Source organism: Nonomuraea aridisoli, from assembly GCF_003236395.1.
Lineage (GTDB): Bacteria > Actinomycetota > Actinomycetes > Streptosporangiales > Streptosporangiaceae > Nonomuraea > Nonomuraea aridisoli.
Genome location: NZ_POUD01000179.1, coordinates 1 through 19,240 on the forward strand (window position 1 = coordinate 1; position 19,240 = coordinate 19,240).

Below are 19,240 nucleotides of genomic sequence, written 5' to 3' on the forward strand. Positions count from 1 at the left end.
CCCACGCCCCTCCCGCAGGGCCCCGTCCTCGGATGATCACCGCGGCGGGCGGCGGGGTCGCGGCGGGCGGACGCACCCGCCACAGCAGCAGCGCCGACAGCAGAAAACTGACGACGTCGATCCAGACGACGGCGACCAGCCCGCCCGCCTCGACCGCGAGCCCGCCGGCCATCGCCCCGAGCAGCCGGGCGACCTGGCCGCTCTGGCCGTGCAGGGCGTTGGCCCGGACGAGCTGCGCCCCGGTGACGAGCTGCGGCAGCAACGCCTTCTGCGCCGGTACGAGCACCGTGCCGAGCACGCCGGTCACCAGCGCGACGGCGTAGACGATCCACACCTGGCCGGGTTCGCGTACCGCGAGCAGGGGCAGCAGCGCGAGCGCGAGCAGCAGGTCGGCGGCGACGAGCAGGCGGCGGCGGTCCCAGCGGTCGGCCAGCGCCCCGGCGGCCGGGCCGAGCACGACGTCCGGCAGCCGCGAGACCAGCAGCATCGTCGCGGTGGACAGCGCCGAGCCGGTGAGCTGGTAGACGTGGAAGGCCAGCCCGGTGCTGATCGCCCAGTCGCCCGTCTGCGAGATCAGCCCCGCCGCGAGCAACCGCCGATAGCCGGGATTCCCCGCCAGCAGCCGTCTCAACGAGCGCTCATTCCGGGCGGCCGGTGGGGGGGAGGGGGACCACCAGGCGTGTCAGGAGCACGGGCCGGGACCCTTCGGGCCGGTCCGCCGGGTCGAACACCCGTGCCATCAACGGCTCCAGCAGATCCTTGAGCGCCTCGCCGAGCGCCGCGATCTCCTCCGGCGTGGCGTAGACGTAGCTGTTGCCGATGCCGCCCACGTTCCGCCACTCGCCGGTCTCGTCCTGGCGGCGGCGCTGCCATTCGACCAGCCGCGACAGCGCCCGCTCGGCCATGACCCGCTCCAGCAGCCCCCGGGCGGCCGAGGTCTCGGAGCCGGGCTCGGCGTCGGACCACTCCTGGACGGCGTCGGTCACCTGCCACGGCCGCTCACGCTCGTCGCGCGCCTCGGCCTGCTCCACGAAGCCGTACCGGGCCAGTTGCCGCAGATGGTACGAGGCCAGCGCCTGGCTGATGCCGACCTCGCGGGCGGCCTCGGCCGCCGTGGCGGGGCCCGCGCGCAGCAGCAGCTCGTGCAGCGCCAGGCGGACGGGGTGGGCGAAGGCCCGCATCGCCGCGGGGTCGTCGAGCACCCGCCGCGGCCCCAAAGATTCCAAGGACATGTTTGGGATCATCAAGCCGGGATTCAGAGATGTCAAGCGATCCTTTGGGGTGGAACCGCGACGAGACGGATGCCGTCCGAAATCTTCCGGTCACGCCACGTGGCCGAGTGCTTGGGTAGGGTCGAGCCATGCGTCTCCTCAAGAACCGGCTCGTGCCTCTGGCCGTCGTGACCGCCGGTGTGCTCGCCACCGGTTGCAGCGACGTCAACAACACCATCGACCGCGCCCAGGCATGCCTGGAAGCGCCGAAGATCATGACGGAGCTGGTCGCCGACATAGCAAACCTGACCAACGACCCGCAGGCCATGGACAAGGCGATCGACGACGCCGCGGCCAAGCTCAACGACGTGGCCGACACGGCCTCCAACACCACGCTCAAGGAGGCCTCCGACAATCTGGCCACGACACTGACCGGCATCACGGTCCAGGACGCCAACGACGCCGTCGACGCCGTGCAGAAGGTCGGCACCGAGGCGACCGCGTATGCACAGCAGGTCGCGCAGGCCTGCGGTGGCGGTGGCTGACCCGCAATCCCAACTTCTCTAGGGGAAATGGGGCCGAATTACGGTTTTTCCATGGAACCCGACCCGCGTTTCACCTTGGCCAACGAACGCACCTTCCTCACCTGGCTGAGCACGGCGCTGGCGCTCAGCGCGGGCGGGGTGGCCATGGCGGCGGTGCCGGCCGACGTGTTCGTCCCGTGGATCCGCACCACGCTGGCCGTGGTGCTGGTGAGTCTGTCGGCGCTGGCGGCGGGCATGGCCTACCCCCGCTGGCGCAACATCCAGCGGGCCCTGCGCGCGCAGGAGCCGCTCCCGCCCCCGGCGCTCGCCGCCGTCTTCGGCTACGGCGTGGCCTTCGTGGCGGTGGCGGCGCTCGTCCTCATCATCGTGTCCGCCCGCACGTGAGCGCGGCATGAACGCCGAGGACGAGGTCTGGGATCGCGGGCTGCAGAGCGAGCGCACCCGGCTGGCCTGGGTGCGCACCGCCGTCGCGCTGTCCACCGCCGGGCTCGGCGCGGCGGGGCTGTCCCTCAGGCACGACCTGCCGGAGATCGGCGCGGCCGGCTTCGCGCTGGCGGCGCTGTGCGGCGGCGTGCTGCTGATCAGGACCAGGCTGCGGTTCCGCCGGGTGCAGGAGGCGCTGCACGCCGGCCGTCCGCTGAACGACGACCTCGACGCGCTGTTCGCCTGGCTCGGCACGTTGTGCCTGGTCGCGGGCGCGTTCACCTTCGTGCTGACCGTCCGGTGACCCCCGCTTGCGGGAACGCGACAGAGAGGCGGAGACTCGGACAAAGGGGGTGACCTCATTGGTAGAGATCCACAGGACCGTACCCTTCGAGTGCCGGCGGTGCTGGCACGTCTGGGAAGAGCACTACATCGTCCGGCGCATCGAGGACCAGCACGGCAACGAGGGCGAGGTCTGGTTGTGGGGCGGCGTGCCCGTGCCGCCGCCGTCGCCGGGCGCCAGCTGCCCGAGGTGCGGCTGCGAGCAGGCCGTCACGTTCCCGGACGGCTACCTGGCGCACCATCCGGAGGCGATCCCGCGGGCCGAGCCGCCCGCTCCCGATGCGACCCCGCTGCTGAGCCCGGTGCCACGAGCGGCACGCTGGCCCATAACTTGACACCTGGTGAGCATTCCATAACTAACAGTGTCAGAAGCCCGTCTTGAAGGGCGTATGAGACCGGACGGACACTCGGGACGCGAACGGCGATCCGGGGGGTGGTCCGAGTGCTGGACGGGTTCGAGACCCGCGAGATGTGGCCCTACGAGTGCCTGCGCTGCTTACACGTCTGGGAAGAGGAATTCGTCGTCAGACGCCTCCGCGACGCGTACGGCAACAGCGCGGAGATCTGGCTCAGCGCGGGAGTGCCGGTGCAGCCGCCATGGTCGGGCGCGTCCTGCCCGAGCTGCGGCGCGCACCACGTGACGTGGTTTCCCAGCGGGTATCTGGCCCGCCATCCCGAGCTCGTCGCCGAGCCCGAGCCGGGGCCGGCGCCGGTGTTCGCACCGGCGCCGGCGTCCTGGCCGGACAGCGCGGCCGCCACCCGGCGGAGCAGGTTGCCCGGCCGGTTGCTGATCGCGCTCGGCGTCCCGCTCGTCCTGTTCCTCGGGTACGAGCTGTACGTCAGCATCGCGGCGGCGCACGCGGGCCGTTAGCTCAGGCTCTCCAGCCACGCGCGGTGGAGTCCGGCGAAGCGGCCGGAGGCCGCGATGAGCTGGGCGGGCGGCCCGTCCTCGACGATGCGGCCGCGCTCCATCACCAGCACCCGGTCGGCGATCTCCACGGTCGACAGCCGGTGCGCGATGATGAGCGCGGTCCGGTCGGCGAGGATCGTGCGCAGCGCGCGCTGCACGAGCCGCTCACTCGGCACGTCGAGGCTGGAGGTGGCCTCGTCGAGGATGAGCACCGCCGGGTCGGCGAGGAACGCCCGCGCGAACGCGACGAGCTGGCGCTGCCCGGCCGACATGCGGCCGCCGCGCTTGCCGACCTCGGTGTCGTAGCCGTCGGGCAGCGCGGAGATGAACTCGTGGGCGCCGATGGCCCTGGCGGCCTCGCGCACCTGGCGGTCGGTCGCGTCGGGACGGCCGAACCGGATGTTGTCGGCGACCGTGCCGCTGAACAGGAAGTTCTCCTGCGTCACCATGACCACGGCCTGGCGCAGCGCCGGCTCGTCGAGGTCGCGCAGGTCGACGCCGTCGAGCAGCACGCGGCCGCCGGTCGGGTCGTAGAAGCGGGAGATCAGCTTGGCCAGCGTCGTCTTGCCCGCGCCCGTCGCGCCGACCAGCGCCACGCTCTGCCCGGCCGGGATGGTCAGGTCGAGGCAGGGCAGGATGGGCATCTCCTCGACGTAGGCGAACCTGACGTCCTCGAAGCGCACCTGGCCGCGGGCCCGGCCGCCCGGCAGCGCGGCGGGCTCACGCGGCTCGGGCACCCCGGGCTCCTCCTCCAGGACGCCCGAGAGCTTCTCCAGCGCCGCGCCCGCCGACTGCAGGGTGTTGTAGAACTGCGAGACCTCCTGCATCGGCTCGTAGAACTGGCGCAGGTAGAGCAGGAAGCCGGCCAGGACGCCGACCTCGACCTGGCCCTGGATCGCCAGGTAGCCGCCGTAGAGCAGCACGGCGCCGATGGTGAGGTTGCCGATCAGCTTGATACCGGTCATGAACGTCGCGCCGAGCTGCATGCTGCGCGCGTTCGCCCCCCGGTAGTCGTCGTTGAGCTGCTCGAAGATCTCCTGGTTGCGCGGCTGTCTGCGGAAGGCCTGCACCGCGCGGATGCCGGTCATCGACTCCACGAAGTGCACGATGACCAGCGCCACCGTCTCGCGCGTGCGCCGGTAGACGATCGTGGACTGCTGCCGGAACCAGCGGGTGAACACCAGCAGGATCGGGATGGGCACCAGCGCGACCAGGCCCAGGTGCACGTCCATGACGAGCAGCAGCACCGCCGTGCCGACCATGGTGAACACGGCCTTGACCAGCGCGTCGAACCCCGACTGCAGCAGCTCGGCGATCGACTCGATGTCGGAGGTCAGGCGCGAGATCACCCGGCCGGAGGTGTAGTTCTCGTGGAAGCTCAGCGACAGCCGCTGGAAGTGGTCGAACACCCGGCGGCGCAGCTCCAGCAGGACGCTCTGGCCGATCGTGCCCGCCAGGCGCAGGAACGCCTGCCGGGTGAGCGCCTGTGTGACGGCCGCGCCCACGATCACGCCGACCACGGTCAGCAGCACGCGGGGGCCGTCGCCGTTCGTGATCGGCGGGATGCCCTCGTCGATGCCGACCGCCACCAGGAAGGGGATCGACAGCCCGGCCGCGTTGGAGACCACGATGATCGCCACGAGCAGCGCGATCTTCTTCCAGTACGGCGCCAGCAGGTCGCCGAGCAGCCGCCGCGAGCGGGCCCGCAGCAGCACGGAGACCTTTTCGGACAGCTCGTCCTGGTCTTCGGCGGCGACGCCGCGCCACGACCCGGCGGACGGTTTCGTCTCGGGAGCGGTCGAGGTCATCGCAGAGCCCCTTCCGCCGCGTCGTCGAAGTCGGCGTCCTGCGCCAGCAGCTCGCGGTATTCGGGCACCTTCGCCAGCAGCTCGTGGTGTTTCCCGACGTGCGTGATGGTGCCTCCGCGCAGCAGCGCGACCTTGTCGGCCAGCAGCACGGTCGAGGCGCGGTGGGCGACCACGATGCCGGTCGCCTCGCGCAGCACGTGGCGCAGCGCCTCCTCCACCAGGGCCTCGGTCTCGACGTCGAGCGCCGACAGGGTGTCGTCCAGCACGAGGATGCGCGGCTTGCTCAGCACGGCCCTGGCCAGGGCGAGCCGCTGGCGCTGCCCGCCGGACAACGACAGGCCCTGCTCGCCGATGCGGGTGTCGAGCCCCCACGGCAGGTCGTAGACGAACATGGCCTGCGCGGTCTGGATCGCGTCGGCCAGCTCCTCCTCGGTGGCGTCGGCCCGGCCGAGCATGAGGTTCTCCCGCACGCTCATGGAGAACAGCGTCGGCTCCTCGAACGCGGTGGCCACCACCGAGCGCAGCGTGCTCAGGTCGAGGTCGCGCACGTCGTGGCCGTCGATCGTGATGCGGCCGGAGGTGGGATCGATCAGGCGCGGCACGAGCGCGGTCAGCGTGGTCTTGCCGGCCCCGGTGGCGCCCACGACGGCGACCGTCTCACCGGGCCGGACGTCGAGCCAGACGTCGTGCAGCACCGGCTCGTCGGAGTCGGGGAAACGGAACCCGACGCCCTCGAGGCGCAGGTGGCCGCGCGGCTCGTCGATGGTCTCGGTGCCGCCCTCGATCGCGGGGACGGTGTCGAGGACCTCCATGACGCGGTCGGCGGAGGTCATCGCCTCCTGCGCCATGGCCAGGATGTAGCCGAGGCTCGCGATGGGCCACACGAGCTGGAGCATCAGCGTGGTGAAGGCGACCAGCGCGCCCAGCGTCAGCCCGCCCGTGCCGACGGCCAGCGCGCCGAGCAGCAGCACCATGGCCAGCGTGATGTTGGGGATGATCTCCAGGAAGGAGAAGAACCGCGCCGACAGCCTGACCTTGTCCATCGAGGTGCCGTACACCTTGAGCGCGGCGTCGTCGTAACGGTCGTAGACGTGGTGGCGGCGGCCGAAGGCCTTGATCGTGCGGATGCCGATCGCCGACTCCTCGACGAACGTGGCGAGGTCGCCCTGTTCGTCCTGGACCTGGCGGGAGATCTTGATGTAGCGCTTCTCGAAGCGCAGCGAGGTCCACACGATCGGCACGGCGGAGGCGGCCACGAGCAGCCCGAGCGGCCAGTACTTGTTCAGCAGCAGCACGATGACCGTGATGACCTGCAGGATGTTCATGACGAGGAAGAGCATGCCGAAGCCGAGGAAGCGGCGGATGGTCGACAGGTCGGTGGTGGCCCGCGATAACAGCTGGCCCGACTGCCACTCGCCGTGGAAGGCCATGGGCAGGCGCTGCAGGTGGGCGTACAGGTCGTTGCGGATGGCGGTCTCCAGGCCGAGGACCGGCTTGACCTGGAGCCACCGCCTCAGGAAGATCAGCATGGCCTCGACCACGCCGACGCCGATCGCGAGCAGTCCGAGCGGGAGCAGCGCGCCGGTGTCGCCCCGGGCGACGGGGCCGTCGACGACCCTCTCGATGATGAGGGGCAGCGAGATGGCGGCGGCGATGCCGACGATCGCCATCAACCAGATGGACACCAGTCTGACGACGTAGGGGCGGAGATACGACTTCATCCGCCACAGGGAGTTGGAGGAGAGCAGGGGACGGCGAGGTATGTGCGTATCGGGAGGCATCCCCACCAGATTAATACGGCGAATCAACCGATTTTCAGTGGCTTCAGGGTGGGTTTCCCGTACATGACATGGGGAAATACGCGATTTCATATACTTTCGGAAGTCCGTTACCTTCGTTGTGTCATGAAGACGAATGCCGAGGCTGGGACGTTGAGGGACTCATGATCGACTCCTCTGAGCTGCCGTACCTGCGCCGCTGCGTCGACCTCGCCGCGCGGGCGCTGGAGCTGGGCGACGAGCCGTTCGGCTCGGTGCTGGTCTCCGGTGACGGTCTCATCCTGGCCGAGGACCACAACCGGGTGGCCGCCGGCGACCGTACGCGGCATCCGGAGTTCGCGCTCGCCCGGTGGTCGGCCGAGCACCTGCCGCCCGAGGAGCGGGCCGCGGCCACCGTGTACACCTCCGGCGAGCACTGCCCGATGTGCGCGGCGGCGCACGCCTGGGTGGGCCTGGGCCGCATCGTCTACGCCGCCTCCTCCGCGCAGCTCGGCGCCTGGCTGGCGGAGCTGGGCGTGCCGGCGCCGCCCGTGCGCACCCTGCCGGTCAACGAGGTGGCCCCCGGGGTGACCGTGGAGGGCCCGGTGCCGGAGCTGGCCGAGGAGATCCGCGAGCTGCACCGCCGCTTCTACACGCGCTGACCCGGGCACGGCGGAGCCCCGCCCGGCGTCCCGGACGGGGCTCCCCGTCGCGTCAGCGCCCTTGTGACGTCAGGTACGACTGCCACCACGGCGGCGTGGCGGTGGACAGGGGATCTGAGCAGTTACACGAGCCACATCCCGGAAGCATCGGCCCTCCTCGGCTGGGGGGACGGGCGATACCCGCCCGCTACCTGCTCTCAGTCTGACCGGCGGACCGGCGTCCGGACACCCGCCTCGGATCTACAGCTCGGTGACGAAACCGGAACACGGGTACCGACGGCATGCCCTGCCCGTACTCCGGCCCGTGCCCCTGCCCGTGCCCCTGCCCGTGCCCCTGCCCGTACTGCACGGCCCACCGGCGGGAACCGGCCATCATGCGCTCCCGGCGCGGGTCCTAGGATTTAAGACATGGCAATATGCGAGCATCTTTCTCACGCCGACGACCCCGCCGCCCAGACGCCCGAGGGCTGCGCGGAGTGCCTGGCGTCCGGCAGCCGGTGGGTCCACCTGCGGCGCTGCCTCGAGTGCGGCCACGTCGGGTGCTGCGACTCCTCACCGAACAAACACGCGACCCAGCACTTCCACTCCACCGGCCACCCGGTGATCCAGTCGTTCGAGGCCGGCGAGGAGTGGCGCTGGTGCTTCGTGGACAACCAGATGGCCTAGTCACGCTCGAGGATCGCCTCCTCGAAGTCGAGCTGCGCCATCACCTCGCGTAGCACCTCGTCGTCGAGGCGGCGCTCGTCGCGCAGCCGTACGAAGACCTGCCGCTCGGCCTGCAACATCTGCCGGCGCAGGCGCCGGTAGAGGGCGCTCGGCGTCTCGGCGCCGCCGTGTGAGGTGCCGCCGCCCAGCCGTTCCCACGCGCTCAGCGAACGCCGCCACGACTTGTCCCGCAGATTGCCGATCACCTGCGCCTGGATCTCGTCGGGCTCGCCCTCCTGCGCGATGAGCCGCTCCAGCTCCGCCACGCCGGCGTCGAGCGCCGCCTGCTGGGCCGCCGCCTCGGCCAGCCGGTCCTCGTACTGCTCCCGCTCGCTCGACAGGCCGAGCCGCCTGATCAGCGCGGGGAACGTCATGCCCTGGATGAGCAGGGTGCCGATCACGGTGGTGAACGTCAGGAACAGCAGCAGCGCCCGGTCGCGCGCGGGCACGTCGGGCGGGATGGCGAACGCCGCCGCCAGCGACACCACGCCGCGCATGCCGGCCCACGAGAGGATCAATCGCTGCCCCGCCGGCGTTTTCGGCTCCCCACGTCTCACCAGCCTGATGAGGGACGTCACCGAGAAGACCCACACGAACCTGCTGACGATCGTCACGACCAGCACCGCGGCGGCGTAGCCGGCGACCTCCCAGGCGCCGTAGCCGCTGATGCCCTCGGTCACGGTGACGAACTGCAGCCCGATCAGGGCGAACACGATGGCTTCGAGCAGGAAGTCGGTGACCCGCCACACCGCGGTGGACACCAGGCGGGTGCCGAACCCCTGCAAATGCATGCGGTTGCCGAGATAGAGGCCGATGACCACCACCGCGATCACGCCGGAGGCGTGCACGGACTCGGCGGCGAGGTAGGCGGCGAACGGGATCAGCAACATCAGCGTGTTCTCGACCAGCGAGTCACGCGTGTAGCGGAACAACCAGGCGAACGCGAACGCCAGCACCAGCCCGATCGCCACCCCGCCCACCGCGGCGAGCAGGAACTCCCCCAGACCCTCCCAGATGCTGATGGCCCCGCCGAGGGCCGCCCCGATCGCCACCCGGTAGAGCGTCAGCGCGGTGGCGTCGTTGAACAGGCTCTCGCCGATGAGGACGGTCAGCGTCCGGCGCGGCAGGCCCAGCCGGCGGCCGACCGCGACGGCGGCCACCGCGTCGGGCGGCGCGACGATCGCGCCCAGCGCGAACGCCAGCGCGAGCGGCAGGTCGGGCAGCATCAGGTGGACGACCGTCCCGACGGCGGCCGCGGTGAACAGCACCAGCCCCACCGACAGCAGGCCGACCGTGCGCTTGGCGTCGCGCAGGCGCAGGTAGGAGCTCTCCAGCGCGGCGGAGTAGAGCAGCGGCGGCAGGAAGACGTACAGGACCAGCTCGGGCTCCAGCGGCACCGGCGGCACCAGCGGCGAGACGATCAGGCCCGCGGCCACCAGGATCAGCGGCGCCGGCCAGCCCCTGCGCCGGGCCACGGCGGCCACGCCGATCGCCCCGGCGGCCACCAGCAGCAGCTGCAGGCCCATGGTCGCGTCCACCGGCAGCCCCTCCCCGCACCGACCCGTCAGGACCGATCACACGGTCATGGTGTGGTCGGTCAGGACGATCGTCCCGCGCAGAGCGTACCCGCCGCGCCGGCGGGCGTCGTCACCACTCCCTGCGGTCGCCTCCGTCGGGGTACTCCTGCTGCTCGGGACGTAGGCGCTCGCCCGTGGAGAACATGGGGTCCCCGACGTACGGCCGGGACATGCCGGGGTCGGCCTGGCCGCCGGGCTGGGCCGTGTACTCCTGCCGGCCGAGGGCGAGCAGCGGGTCCACCGGGTTGGGCGGCGGCGTCTGGTAGGCCGCGTAGTCGTCGCGGCCCGGCTGCGGCGCCGCGTAGTCGTCGCGGGCGGGCTGCGCCGGCTGCTGCCGCCGCTGGGGCATCGGGCGGGGGCGGCCCGCCCCCGGGATGCCGTGCATGGGCGTGCCGAGGCCGGCCGCGCTGGGCTGCGGCTGCTGGTAGGCGTCGGAATGCCGGCTGCCGTACGGATCGGACGGGTACGGGTCCGACGGGTACGGGTCGGCGGCATAGTCGGAACGCGCCGGCGGCGCCTGGTAGGGGTCGGCCGCCTGCGACGGGAAGCCCAGCGGGTCGGTGCTGAGCGGCGACGGGCGCCGCTGCTCGCCGGGCATCTGGTAGACGGGCTCGTCGACGTACTGCGGGCCGGTGAACGGGTCGGGCTGGGCCGGCTGCGTGTAGTGGGGACCGCTGAGCGGGTCGGCGGTGTACTGCGGGCCGCTGAAGGGATCGCCCGTGTAGGCCGGCTGCGGCCCGGTCTGCTCGTACTGCGGCGCCGGTTGCTCGGTGTACTGGTTCGGCTCGACGTACTGGGGGCCGGTGAAGGGCCGGTGGTCGCCGTAGGCCGGGGTCGTGTCCCTGGGCGCCGTCGTGTCGTTGTAGGACGCCACGAGCTTGTCCTGCGGCGGGTTGCCCCGCGCCACGAGCACGTCGTTGGGCGACAGGGAGGCCGCCTGCCGCTCCTCCGGCTGGGGCGCGGGCGGCGGCTGCTGGGAGTGCTGGGGCGGCCGGTGGTACTGGCCGGTGCCGGGGATGATCTCCGTGCCCGGATCCTGCGCCGGCACCGCGGGCTGCTCGCCCGTGGCCTCGGCGTAGCCCTCGTCAAGGGTGTCGAGCAGCCGGCCGACGTCCTCCATCGGCATGCGGAAGCTCGCTGTGCACATCTCGCCGCGCCACAGACTGAGGACCAGTGTCCCCTCGTGCCACGTGACCCGGAGACACCGCTCCTGACCTCGGGCATCGAAGAACACTTCGCCGAACGACGGCAACGGGACAACTTCCGACATGGAGGACATACTGCTTTAACCAGCCTTTATTCGTCCACTCAACCTCGGAAAACCCTAATGAACCGGCCTTCCCACCTACATCGGGAGCCCCCTCGGTCCCACGCCCTGGACCACCTGGAGTCCCGATCGTCCAGTGTGCCACGCCTCCCGGCGCACGGGTCCGGGAACGCCGGGATGCGTCCGCCCGATCACAGCCCGTTCGGCGCGGCGACCGCGGATTGCCGGTAGCGTTTACTGCCGTGCCGGACTCCCATCTCCCGTCAGTCGACGAACTGCTCAGCATCGCGGTCACCGCTCTCGGAGGGAGCGAACGGCAGGGCCAGATCACCATGGTCCAGGCCGTGCAGAAAGCCATCGACGCCGGCGAGCACCTCGCCGTCCAGGCCGGCACCGGCACCGGCAAGTCGCTGGCCTACCTGGTGCCGTCGGTCCGCCACGCGATGGAGAGCGAGAAGCCGGTCGTGATCTCCACGGCCACCATCGCGCTGCAGCGCCAGCTCGTCGACCGCGACCTGCCGCGCCTGGCCGAGGCGCTGGGCAAGGAGCTGCCGCACGAGCCGACGTACGCGATACTCAAGGGCCGCCGCAACTACCTGTGCCGCTACAAGGCGACGGCGGGCTGGCCCGAGGAGGACGAGCAGGACCAGCTGTTCGACCCGCGCGAGGTGAGCGCGACCGGCCGCATGGTGCAGCGCATCCAGGAGTGGGCCGAGGAGACCGAGACCGGCGACCGCGACGAGCTGGTGCCCGGGGTGAGCGAGCAGGCCTGGCGGCAGTTCTCGGTGAGCGCGCAGGAGTGCCTCGGGGCCTCGCGCTGCCCGAGCGGCGCCGAGTGCTTCGCCGAGCTGGCCAGGGCGCGCGCCGGCGAGTCCGACGTGGTGGTGACCAACCACGCGCTGCTGGCCATCGACGCCATGGGCGACCTGCCGGTGCTGCCCGAACACGACGTCGTCGTGGTCGACGAGGCCCACGAGCTGGTCGACCGGGTCACCTCCGTGGTCACCTCGGAGCTGTCGGAGGCGTCGGTGATGCTGGCCGTGCGCCGGGTCGGCCGGCTGATCGAGCAGCCCATCGCCGACCAGCTGCTGGAGGCCGGCGAAGACCTCAAGGCGCTGCTGTCGGCCGCGCCGCCCGGCCGCATCGACGAGCTGCCCCAGGTGCTCGGGCTGACCCTGCAGCTCGTCCGCGACACGGCTTGGCGCTGCATCACCGCCCTGGGCCCGCGCAACGCCGACAAGGACGACCCCGACAAGGCCGGGCAGCGCAAGGCGGCGTTCACGGCGCTCGACGACGTGCACGACACGGCGGTGCGCATGCTGGAGGCGTACGGTCACGCCTCCGAGGCCGACCGCGCCGAGGTCGTCTGGCTCGACGCCGGCACCGACCGGCGACCGCCGTCGCTGCGGGTGGCGCCGCTGAGCGTGGGCGGCATGCTGCGCGACAAGCTGTTCGGCGAGCGCACGGTCGTGCTCACCTCGGCGACGCTGGCGCTCGGCGGCACGTTCGACGCGCTGGCCGCGCAGTGGGGGCTCGGCGACGGCAAGGGCTGGCAGGGCATCGACGTCGGCTCGCCGTTCGACCACCCCCGCTCCGGCATCCTGTACGTCGCCAAGCACCTCCCCCAGCCGGGCCGCGACGGCCTGCCCCAGCAGTACCTCGACGAGATCGCCGAGCTGATCGAGGCGGCCGGCGGGCGCACGCTCGGGCTGTTCTCCTCGATGCGCGCCGCCAAGGCCGCCACCGAGGCGTTGCGCGACCGGCTCGACGTGCCGCTGCTGTGCCAGGGCGACGACTCGACGATGCTGCTGGTCAAGCAGTTCGCCGAGGACGAGCCGACGTGCCTGTTCGGCACGCTGTCGCTGTGGCAGGGGGTCGACGTGCCCGGGCCCTCGCTGCGGCTGGTGATCATCGACCGGGTGCCGTTCCCCCGGCCCGACGACCCGCTCACCTCCGCCCGCCAGCGCCACGTGCAGGCGCGGGGCGGCAACGGCTTCATGTCGGTGGCGGCCAACCACGCCGCCCTGCTGCTGGCGCAGGGGGTGGGCCGGCTGCTGCGGTCGCAGGACGACAAGGGCGTGATCGCCGTCCTCGACCCGCGCCTCGCCACGGCCCGCTACAGCGGTTTCCTGCTGGGCTCCCTGCCGCCGTTCTGGCGCACCACCGACCCGGCCGTCCCGAGAGCCGCCTTGCAGCGCCTCTCCGCCGAGCCCGCCTGACGCCGCTTAATTCGGTTATATCCCCGACGCCGTCTTACTGCCGCACATAACTCTTTCTGTCAGGCACCTTTTGTTGCCATTCCTCCGAACGCGCCAAATTCACGACCGAAGGGCACGTTACGACGGATCGGCAGTATCGGCGCGACCATTGGGTGAATAAGTCCAGTCGCAATTAGAAGAAAGGCGCCAGCTGGACGACGGCAGCGATCGTGCGTGGCCTCGGCCGCGCTGCAGATCGCGGGGGTCCGACGCCTCTCCCCCGGCCGAGCCCGGCCGAACGGGTCGCTCCCACCGGTGTCCCGGCACAGCAGGCCCCCGCCCGTGAGCGGTGCGGGTGAGCAGGGCGGCGTGGACGCGGCTACGGTCCCGCGTTCGGGTACGCCCGCCTACCGATGGCGGCGCATGGGCAGCGGCCGCGATCCCGGCGGTATTCGGCGTCCTGCTCGTCCACAAGGCGCTCAGGTTCCCGGCCGATCTGACGCTCATCCGGTGGTACGTCAGCGCCGCGGCGGATTCTCGTCCCGGTCGCGATCGTGTCCGGGCGCATGCGCTGGAGGGCGGCCAGTCGGGCGTCTCGCGAGGAGCGGACGGCGGTGCTGCGGCTCGGCCCCACCACTTCGAGCACGCCGTACGCGACCTGACGACCCGCCACGGCATCGACGTGAGCGGGTGAGCCGGGCCGGCGACTGGGCCACCGATGTGATCAGCCGTGACCAAGGCGGCCGAATGATCGCGGTGGAGCGCATGCACACGAACACCGGGAAGAAGATCACCGCGCCGTTCGTCTACGAGTCAACGGCACAGCAGAGCACGCGCACAGCGCCGACGTCGCCGTGACCGACGGCTCCGTTCACCAGGGCCGCGCAGAACGCGGCCGAGGTCGCCATCCACCTCGTCGATCGGCGGGCGCTGCGGACGCGAACCGAGGAAGGAGCCGGACTACAGGAGTCATTCGGGCTGAGCACGGCGACACGGTGCGGCACCTCCGGCCGCTTCGCCGACACCCCGGTTCGATACGGCGAAGCCACCGAGGAAGCTGCGCGCCCTCACGGGACTCCCGTAACCAGCCTCCGGTGACGGCCAAGGTGACAGGCACAGGTGACGGACCGTGGCGAGGCCGCGTGACGGCCCCACACGACGGCATAGCGCGACGGCCCTCGTGACAGCCCCTTGTGAAGGGCGCGTGACGGGCTGCGTGGTGCTGGAGGTCGGTGCTCAGGTTGAGGAGGCAAGATCGGGGCGTTTCGGGGTGCGGCCATCGCCGGAGGAAACGCCCGCAGGCGGCGCGAGGCCCACGGCACCAAATGCTTACAGATCCACTAAGCGTCCTCACCGCGACAGACCGCAGGGCGACCCCCGCGTTCCGTCCGGTGGTCAGGACCAGGGGGCGAGGTCGGGGCGTTTCGGGGTGCGGCCGTCGCCGGAGGAGACGCCGCGCAGGCGGCGTGACACCCACGGCACCAGGTGCTCGCGGATCCACTGGGCGTCCTCGCGGCGGCGGGCCCGCGGGTCGGCCGCGCGTTCGGGCCAGTCCTTGCGCCAGTCTTCGAACGGCACCCCCAGCACGTCGAGCACCCGGGCGGCGACGAGCCGGTGGCCGTCCTCGTTCATGTGCAGCCGGTCGGGGCTCCAGGCGCGCCAGTCGCGCAGGCCCTGCATCGACCACTGGTCGACCAGCCGGCACCCGTACAGGTCGGCGATCGAGCGGACGTGCAGGTAGAAGATGGCGAAACGGCCGCGCAGGCGGCGCATGAGCGGCGTGTCGCGCGGGTCGACCCCCGTGAACAGCAGCACGTCGGCGCCGCCGGCCCGCAGGTCGCGCACGGCGCGCGCGAGCTTCTTGGCCATCACGTCGGGGTCGCTGCCCGGCCGCAGCAGATCGTTGCCCCCGGCGCAGAAGCTGACCAGGTCGGGCGCCATCTCGACCGCCAGCGGCACCTGCTCGGCCACGATCTGGTCGAGCAGCTTGCCGCGTACGGCCAGGTTGGCGTAGCGGAAGGAGGAGTCGTCGGCCGCGAGCCGTTCGGCCACCCGGTCGGCCCAGCCACGGTAGTGACCGTCCGGACCGGGATCGTTCAGTCCTTCTGTGAAGCTGTCACCGAGGGCGACGAAGGACTTGTAGTGCCTCATGAGGTGGTGTTCATCTCCGGGATAGGGGGCGGCGCAAGGACGTATGACTGTAGTCCTAAGCCCGCGAGGGCGCTCGCCGCCACCCCGGCCACGACACAGGCATGGCGAAACTCTTCCCTCTGCGCGGGTGTCACGCAGCGATCTCCTTGTACGCCGCCTCCAGGAGGTCCTCGGCGGGGTCTTCGAGACGGCCGGGCCGGGCCAGGCCGTCGAGCACGACGAAGCGCTGCTTGGCGCCGCGGTTCTTCTTGTCGAGGCGCATGTGGTCGCGCAGGCTCGGCCAGGCGCCGGCGCGGTAGGAGACGGGCAGGCCCACGGCGGTGAGGATCGACCGGGTGCGCGTCACCAGGTCGGCGCGGCCGGACAGGCGTGACAGCTCGGCGGCGTAGACCATGCCGATGGCGACGGCCTCGCCGTGGCGGATGGCGTAGTGCTCCTCGCGCTCGATGGCGTGGGCGAGCGTGTGACCGTAGTTGAGGATCTCGCGCAGCCCGGCCTCGCGCAGGTCGGCGCCCACGACGTCGGCCTTGACCCGGATCTTGCGCTCGACGAGCTCGCGCGTGTGGGGGCCGGCGGGGCTCGTGGCGGCCTCGGGGTCGGCCTCGATGAGCCTGAGGATCTCGGGGTCGGCGATGAAGCCGCCCTTGATGACCTCGGCGAGCCCGGCGACGTAGTCGGCCCTCGGCATGCCGTCGAGCGCGGACAGCTCGCACAACACGCCCGCGGGCGGCAGGAACGTGCCCACGAGGTTCTTGCCCTCGGGGGTGTCGATGCCGTTCTTGCCGCCGACCGCGGCGTCGACCATGGCCAGCAGCGTCGTGGGCACGAGCACGACCTGCACGCCGCGCAGCCAGGTGGCGGCCACGAACCCGGCCAGGTCGGTCGTCGCGCCCCCGCCCACGCCGACCACGGCGTCGGAGCGGGTCACGCCGTGGCGGCCGAGCGCGGACCACAGCCCGGCCGCGACCTCGACGGTCTTGGCCTGTTCGCCGTCGGGCACGGGCAGCTCGGCCACGGTGTAACCGGCCTGCGCCAGCGCCGCGCACACCGGCTTCGCGATCTGCGGCAACGTCTCGGGGAAGATCACCGCGACCGTGCGCACGCCCGGCTTGAGCAGCGTGGTCACCTCGCCGAGCACGCCGGTGCCGACCACGACGTCGTACGGGCTGTCGCCGCGTACGGGGATGCGCGTGGCGGTCATGACGGCAGCCCCTTCACGATCTCGTCGGCGAGCTCCTCCGGCTCGCGCTTGTCGGTCACCACCGTCTGGGACGCCAGCCGCTCGTAGACCGGGCGGCGCTCCTCCATGAGCTTCTTCAGCTGGCTGCGCGGGTTGAGCACGAGCAGCGGCCGGGCCGAGGCCAGGCCGACCCGCTGCACCGCGTCGGACAGGCCCACCTGGAGGTAGACGACGTGGTGGCCGGCGAGCAGCGCCTGCGTCTCCTCGTGCAGGACGGCGCCGCCGCCCAGCGACAGGACGCCGTCGTGCTCGGCCAGCGCGCGGCGTACGGCCTCGTGCTCGAGCTCGCGGAAGCGGGCCTCGCCGTCCTCGACGAAGATGTCGGGGACGGGTTTGCCCGCCACGGCCTCCACGTCGGCGTCGGTGTCGCGGAACGCGACGCCCAGCCGCTCGGCGAGCATCCGCCCGAGCGTGGTCTTGCCGGACCCGGGAGGCCCGATCAGCACGGCCTTGGTCATTTGATCACCATGGAAGATAGGTAGCCGGACAGGTTGCGGGCGACCTCCTCGACGGAGTCGCCGCCGAACTTCTCCAGCGCCGCGTCGGCCAGCACGAGCGCGACCATCGCCTCGGCCACGACGCCCGCCGCCGGGACGGCGCACACGTCGGAGCGCTCGTGGTGGGCCTTGGCCGCCTCGCCGGTCTTGACGTCGATCGTGGCCAGCGCCCTCGGCACCGTGGAGATCGGCTTCATCGCGGCGCTGACCCGAAGGATCTCGCCGTTGGTCATGCCGCCCTCGACGCCGCCCGCGCGGTTGGTGATGCGGCGCACGCCGTCTTCGGCGGAGTATTCGATCTCGTCGTGCGCGCGGGAGCCCGGCCGGCGCGCGGTCTCGAAGCCGTCGCCGACCGCGACGCCCTTGATGGCCTGGATGCCCATGAGCGCCGCGGCGAGCCGGGAGTCGAGCCTGCGGTCCCAATGGGTGTAGCTGCCGAGGCCGGGCGGCAGGCCGTAGGCGAGCACCTCGACGACGCCGCCGAGCGTGTCGCCGTCTTTGTGCGCCTTGTCGATCACGGCGACCATGGCGGCGCTGCCCTCGGGGTCGGAGCAGCGGACCGGGTCGGCGTCGATGCGGGCCAGCTCGTGGGGGCCGGGCAGCGTCTCGGCCGGCGTGCGGGCGCCGCCGATCTCGGTGACGTGGCTGACGATGTCGACGCCGAGCGCCTGCTTGAGGAAGCGCCGGGCGACCTCGCCGAGCGCGACCCGGGCGGCGGTCTCGCGGGCGCTGGCCCGGTCGAGGACGTTGCGGGCGTCGTCGAAGCCGTATTTCTGCATGCCGGCCAGGTCGGCGTGGCCGGGGCGGGGGCGGGACCTGGGCGCGTTGCGGGCCAGGCCCTCCAGCTCGGCCGGGTCGACCGGGTCGGCCGCCATGACCTTCTCCCACTTGGGCCACTCGGTGTTGCCGACGCGGATGGCGACCGGGCTGCCCATCGTGCGGCCGTGGCGGACGCCGCCGGCGATCGTCACCTGGTCCTGCTCGAACTTCATCCGCGCGCCGCGGCCGTAGCCGAGCCTGCGGCGGCGCAGGGCCTCGTCGATGGCGGCCGTGGTCACCTCGACCCCGGCCGGCAGGCCCTCCAGGACGGCGACGAGTTCGGGGCCGTGGGACTCTCCGGCGGTCAACCAGCGCAACATGCGTACAAGTCTTCCACGTGCCGCCGAGTGAGATGTCCGTCGGTCACCACGTGAGACAGAGTGTGGTGAACGCGCCCAGCAGCATGAACGGCCCGAACGGGAACTGCGTGTGCCTGTTGCCACGCCCGCTCACCAGCAGCCCCAGCCCGTAGACCGCCCCGAACAGCTGCCCCGCGAACCCCGCCAGGACCAGCGGCTGCCACCCCAGCGCGCCGCCGGCCATCCCGATGAGCCCGGCCAGCTTGACGTCGCCGAACCCCATCGCGTCCGGCCTGACGAACCAGAGCACCCCGTACACCGCCATCAGCACCGCCGCGCCGGTCAGCGCCCTCGGCAGCTCTCCCGTGGGCGCCAGCGCCACCATCATGATCGGGTACGCGGGCAGCGTGATCGCGTCGGGCAGCGTGTACGTGCGCCAGTCGATGACCGCCAGCGCGATCCCGATCACGGCGAAACACGCGTACTCGGGCCCGGCCCGCCAGCCCACCAGCGCGACCACGGCGGCGGTCGCGACCTCCGTCAGCGGCGGCCAGGCGGGCGCCGGGGTGACGCCGTCGTCGTAGGAGTCGGCCAGCGCCCTGATCCGGGCCCCGCAGAGCAGGCCGATCAGCGCCATGAGTGCGACCACGCCCCGACCATAACGACGCGCCTGCCTGCCGTACCGGAGAACTCCGATACGGGTCTAGGAGAACGCGCGTCCTTCCCGATCTCGGCGGGGTGATCGATGATGGGCGGTATGGCAGGGCGTGCGCGGATCTGGGGCTGGGCCGGGCTGACGGTCGCGGCGGTGGGCGGGCTGGGCGTGTAC

At 71.8% G+C, this 19,240-nt stretch carries 20 protein-coding genes; 9 read left to right on the forward strand and 11 right to left on the reverse strand.

Annotated elements, in window-relative coordinates; all coding sequences use genetic code 11:
- Together C1J01_RS32145 and C1J01_RS32150 are read right to left on the reverse strand one after the other, a co-directional pair.
- A partial coding sequence (locus C1J01_RS32145; RefSeq protein ID WP_146615796.1) for an MFS transporter occupies positions 1–631 on the reverse strand: 631 nt, incomplete at its 3' end.
- 7 nt (positions 632–638) lie between these two features.
- Positions 639–1,232 carry a winged helix-turn-helix domain-containing protein gene (locus C1J01_RS32150; RefSeq protein ID WP_111182732.1) on the reverse strand — a complete coding sequence of 198 codons (594 nt, stop codon included), beginning with the start codon at positions 1,230–1,232 and terminating at the stop codon, positions 639–641.
- A gap of 128 nt (positions 1,233–1,360) precedes the next feature.
- Between C1J01_RS32150 and C1J01_RS32155 the strand changes: the two genes are divergently transcribed.
- From C1J01_RS32155 to C1J01_RS32175, 5 genes are all read left to right on the forward strand, one after another.
- On the forward strand, positions 1,361–1,756 hold the full coding sequence (locus tag C1J01_RS32155; protein ID WP_111182733.1) for a DUF8711 family protein: 396 nt from the start codon (positions 1,361–1,363) through the stop codon (positions 1,754–1,756).
- 51 nt (positions 1,757–1,807) lie between these two features.
- Positions 1,808–2,140 carry a YidH family protein gene (locus C1J01_RS32160; protein WP_111182734.1) on the forward strand — a complete coding sequence of 111 codons (333 nt, stop codon included), beginning with the start codon at positions 1,808–1,810 and terminating at the stop codon, positions 2,138–2,140.
- Between the two features lie 7 nt (positions 2,141–2,147).
- Positions 2,148–2,483, forward strand: a complete 336-nt coding sequence (locus C1J01_RS32165) for a DUF202 domain-containing protein (protein ID WP_111182735.1) — start codon at positions 2,148–2,150, stop codon at positions 2,481–2,483.
- Between the two features lie 49 nt (positions 2,484–2,532).
- Positions 2,533–2,856: a hypothetical protein gene (locus tag C1J01_RS32170; RefSeq protein ID WP_111182736.1), complete on the forward strand. Its 324-nt coding sequence runs from the start codon at positions 2,533–2,535 to the stop codon at positions 2,854–2,856.
- 107 nt (positions 2,857–2,963) lie between these two features.
- Positions 2,964–3,392, forward strand: coding sequence for a hypothetical protein (locus C1J01_RS32175; RefSeq protein WP_111182737.1), 429 nt, complete (start codon positions 2,964–2,966; stop codon positions 3,390–3,392).
- On the opposite strand, the gene C1J01_RS32180 is transcribed toward C1J01_RS32175, so the two are convergent.
- Positions 3,389–5,239, reverse strand: a complete 1,851-nt coding sequence (locus C1J01_RS32180) for an ABC transporter ATP-binding protein (RefSeq protein WP_111182738.1) — start codon at positions 5,237–5,239, stop codon at positions 3,389–3,391. The genes C1J01_RS32175 and C1J01_RS32180 overlap by 4 nt on opposite strands.
- Entirely contained in the window at positions 5,236–6,960 is a 1,725-nt protein-coding gene (locus C1J01_RS32185; protein WP_111182739.1) for an ABC transporter ATP-binding protein, read from the reverse strand. Before C1J01_RS32185 ends, C1J01_RS32180 begins: the two co-directional genes overlap by 4 nt.
- A gap of 221 nt (positions 6,961–7,181) precedes the next feature.
- Between C1J01_RS32185 and C1J01_RS32190 the strand changes: the two genes are divergently transcribed.
- A complete protein-coding gene (locus C1J01_RS32190; protein WP_111182740.1) occupies positions 7,182–7,658 on the forward strand; it encodes a nucleoside deaminase in 477 nt (158 codons plus the stop codon).
- 408 nt (positions 7,659–8,066) lie between these two features.
- The gene (locus tag C1J01_RS32195) at positions 8,067–8,324 is read left to right on the forward strand and encodes a UBP-type zinc finger domain-containing protein (RefSeq protein WP_111182741.1); all 258 of its coding nucleotides are present in this window, start codon (positions 8,067–8,069) and stop codon (positions 8,322–8,324) included.
- On the opposite strand, the gene C1J01_RS32200 is transcribed toward C1J01_RS32195, so the two are convergent.
- Together C1J01_RS32200 and C1J01_RS32205 are read right to left on the reverse strand one after the other, a co-directional pair.
- Positions 8,321–9,901, reverse strand: a complete 1,581-nt coding sequence (locus C1J01_RS32200) for a Na+/H+ antiporter (RefSeq protein ID WP_111182742.1) — start codon at positions 9,899–9,901, stop codon at positions 8,321–8,323. The genes C1J01_RS32195 and C1J01_RS32200 overlap by 4 nt on opposite strands.
- A gap of 109 nt (positions 9,902–10,010) precedes the next feature.
- The gene (locus tag C1J01_RS32205; RefSeq protein ID WP_111182743.1) at positions 10,011–11,066 is read right to left on the reverse strand and encodes a hypothetical protein; all 1,056 of its coding nucleotides are present in this window, start codon (positions 11,064–11,066) and stop codon (positions 10,011–10,013) included.
- Between the two features lie 383 nt (positions 11,067–11,449).
- On the opposite strand from C1J01_RS32205, the gene C1J01_RS32210 reads away from it, so the two are divergent.
- Positions 11,450–13,426, forward strand: coding sequence for an ATP-dependent DNA helicase (locus tag C1J01_RS32210; RefSeq protein ID WP_111182744.1), 1,977 nt, complete (start codon positions 11,450–11,452; stop codon positions 13,424–13,426).
- A gap of 669 nt (positions 13,427–14,095) precedes the next feature.
- Positions 14,096–14,263, forward strand: coding sequence for a hypothetical protein (locus C1J01_RS50260; RefSeq protein WP_181449073.1), 168 nt, complete (start codon positions 14,096–14,098; stop codon positions 14,261–14,263).
- 537 nt (positions 14,264–14,800) lie between these two features.
- Here C1J01_RS50260 and C1J01_RS32220 read toward each other — a convergent pair.
- From C1J01_RS32220 to C1J01_RS32240, 5 genes are all read right to left on the reverse strand, one after another.
- Positions 14,801–15,556: an SGNH/GDSL hydrolase family protein gene (locus tag C1J01_RS32220; protein ID WP_111182746.1), complete on the reverse strand. Its 756-nt coding sequence runs from the start codon at positions 15,554–15,556 to the stop codon at positions 14,801–14,803.
- A 130-nt stretch (positions 15,557–15,686) separates the two neighbouring features.
- Positions 15,687–16,757 carry a 3-dehydroquinate synthase gene (aroB, locus tag C1J01_RS32225; RefSeq protein WP_111182747.1) on the reverse strand — a complete coding sequence of 357 codons (1,071 nt, stop codon included), beginning with the start codon at positions 16,755–16,757 and terminating at the stop codon, positions 15,687–15,689.
- Positions 16,754–17,254: a shikimate kinase gene (locus C1J01_RS32230; RefSeq protein ID WP_111182748.1), complete on the reverse strand. Its 501-nt coding sequence runs from the start codon at positions 17,252–17,254 to the stop codon at positions 16,754–16,756. Before C1J01_RS32230 ends, aroB begins: the two co-directional genes overlap by 4 nt.
- A complete protein-coding gene (aroC, locus tag C1J01_RS32235; protein ID WP_220040206.1) occupies positions 17,251–18,432 on the reverse strand; it encodes a chorismate synthase in 1,182 nt (393 codons plus the stop codon). The genes C1J01_RS32230 and aroC overlap by 4 nt, the downstream gene beginning before the upstream one ends.
- Before the next feature lie 43 nt (positions 18,433–18,475).
- A complete protein-coding gene (locus C1J01_RS32240) occupies positions 18,476–19,060 on the reverse strand; it encodes a prepilin peptidase (RefSeq protein WP_146615797.1) in 585 nt (194 codons plus the stop codon).
- Between the last annotated feature and the right edge of the window lie 180 nt (positions 19,061–19,240).

Excerpts from the sequence above, each read along its gene's own strand:
- C1J01_RS32165 (WP_111182735.1), top strand. The coding sequence starts at position 2,148 with ATGAACGCCGAGGACGAGGTCTGGGATCGCGGGCTGCAGAGCGAGCGC.
- C1J01_RS32180 (WP_111182738.1), bottom strand. The coding sequence starts at position 5,239 with ATGACCTCGACCGCTCCCGAGACGAAACCGTCCGCCGGGTCGTGGCGC.
- C1J01_RS32220 (WP_111182746.1), bottom strand. The coding sequence starts at position 15,556 with ATGAGGCACTACAAGTCCTTCGTCGCCCTCGGTGACAGCTTCACAGAA.
- aroB (WP_111182747.1), bottom strand. The coding sequence starts at position 16,757 with ATGACCGCCACGCGCATCCCCGTACGCGGCGACAGCCCGTACGACGTC.
- C1J01_RS32195 (WP_111182741.1), top strand. The coding sequence starts at position 8,067 with ATGGCAATATGCGAGCATCTTTCTCACGCCGACGACCCCGCCGCCCAG.
- C1J01_RS32150 (WP_111182732.1), bottom strand. The coding sequence starts at position 1,232 with ATGTCCTTGGAATCTTTGGGGCCGCGGCGGGTGCTCGACGACCCCGCG.
- aroC (WP_220040206.1), bottom strand. The coding sequence starts at position 18,432 with ATGTTGCGCTGGTTGACCGCCGGAGAGTCCCACGGCCCCGAACTCGTC.
- C1J01_RS32185 (WP_111182739.1), bottom strand. The coding sequence starts at position 6,960 with ATGAAGTCGTATCTCCGCCCCTACGTCGTCAGACTGGTGTCCATCTGG.
- C1J01_RS32205 (WP_111182743.1), bottom strand. The coding sequence starts at position 11,066 with ATGCCGATGGAGGACGTCGGCCGGCTGCTCGACACCCTTGACGAGGGC.
- C1J01_RS32160 (WP_111182734.1), top strand. The coding sequence starts at position 1,808 with ATGGAACCCGACCCGCGTTTCACCTTGGCCAACGAACGCACCTTCCTC.
- C1J01_RS32230 (WP_111182748.1), bottom strand. The coding sequence starts at position 17,254 with ATGACCAAGGCCGTGCTGATCGGGCCTCCCGGGTCCGGCAAGACCACG.
- C1J01_RS32190 (WP_111182740.1), top strand. The coding sequence starts at position 7,182 with ATGATCGACTCCTCTGAGCTGCCGTACCTGCGCCGCTGCGTCGACCTC.
- C1J01_RS32155 (WP_111182733.1), top strand. The coding sequence starts at position 1,361 with ATGCGTCTCCTCAAGAACCGGCTCGTGCCTCTGGCCGTCGTGACCGCC.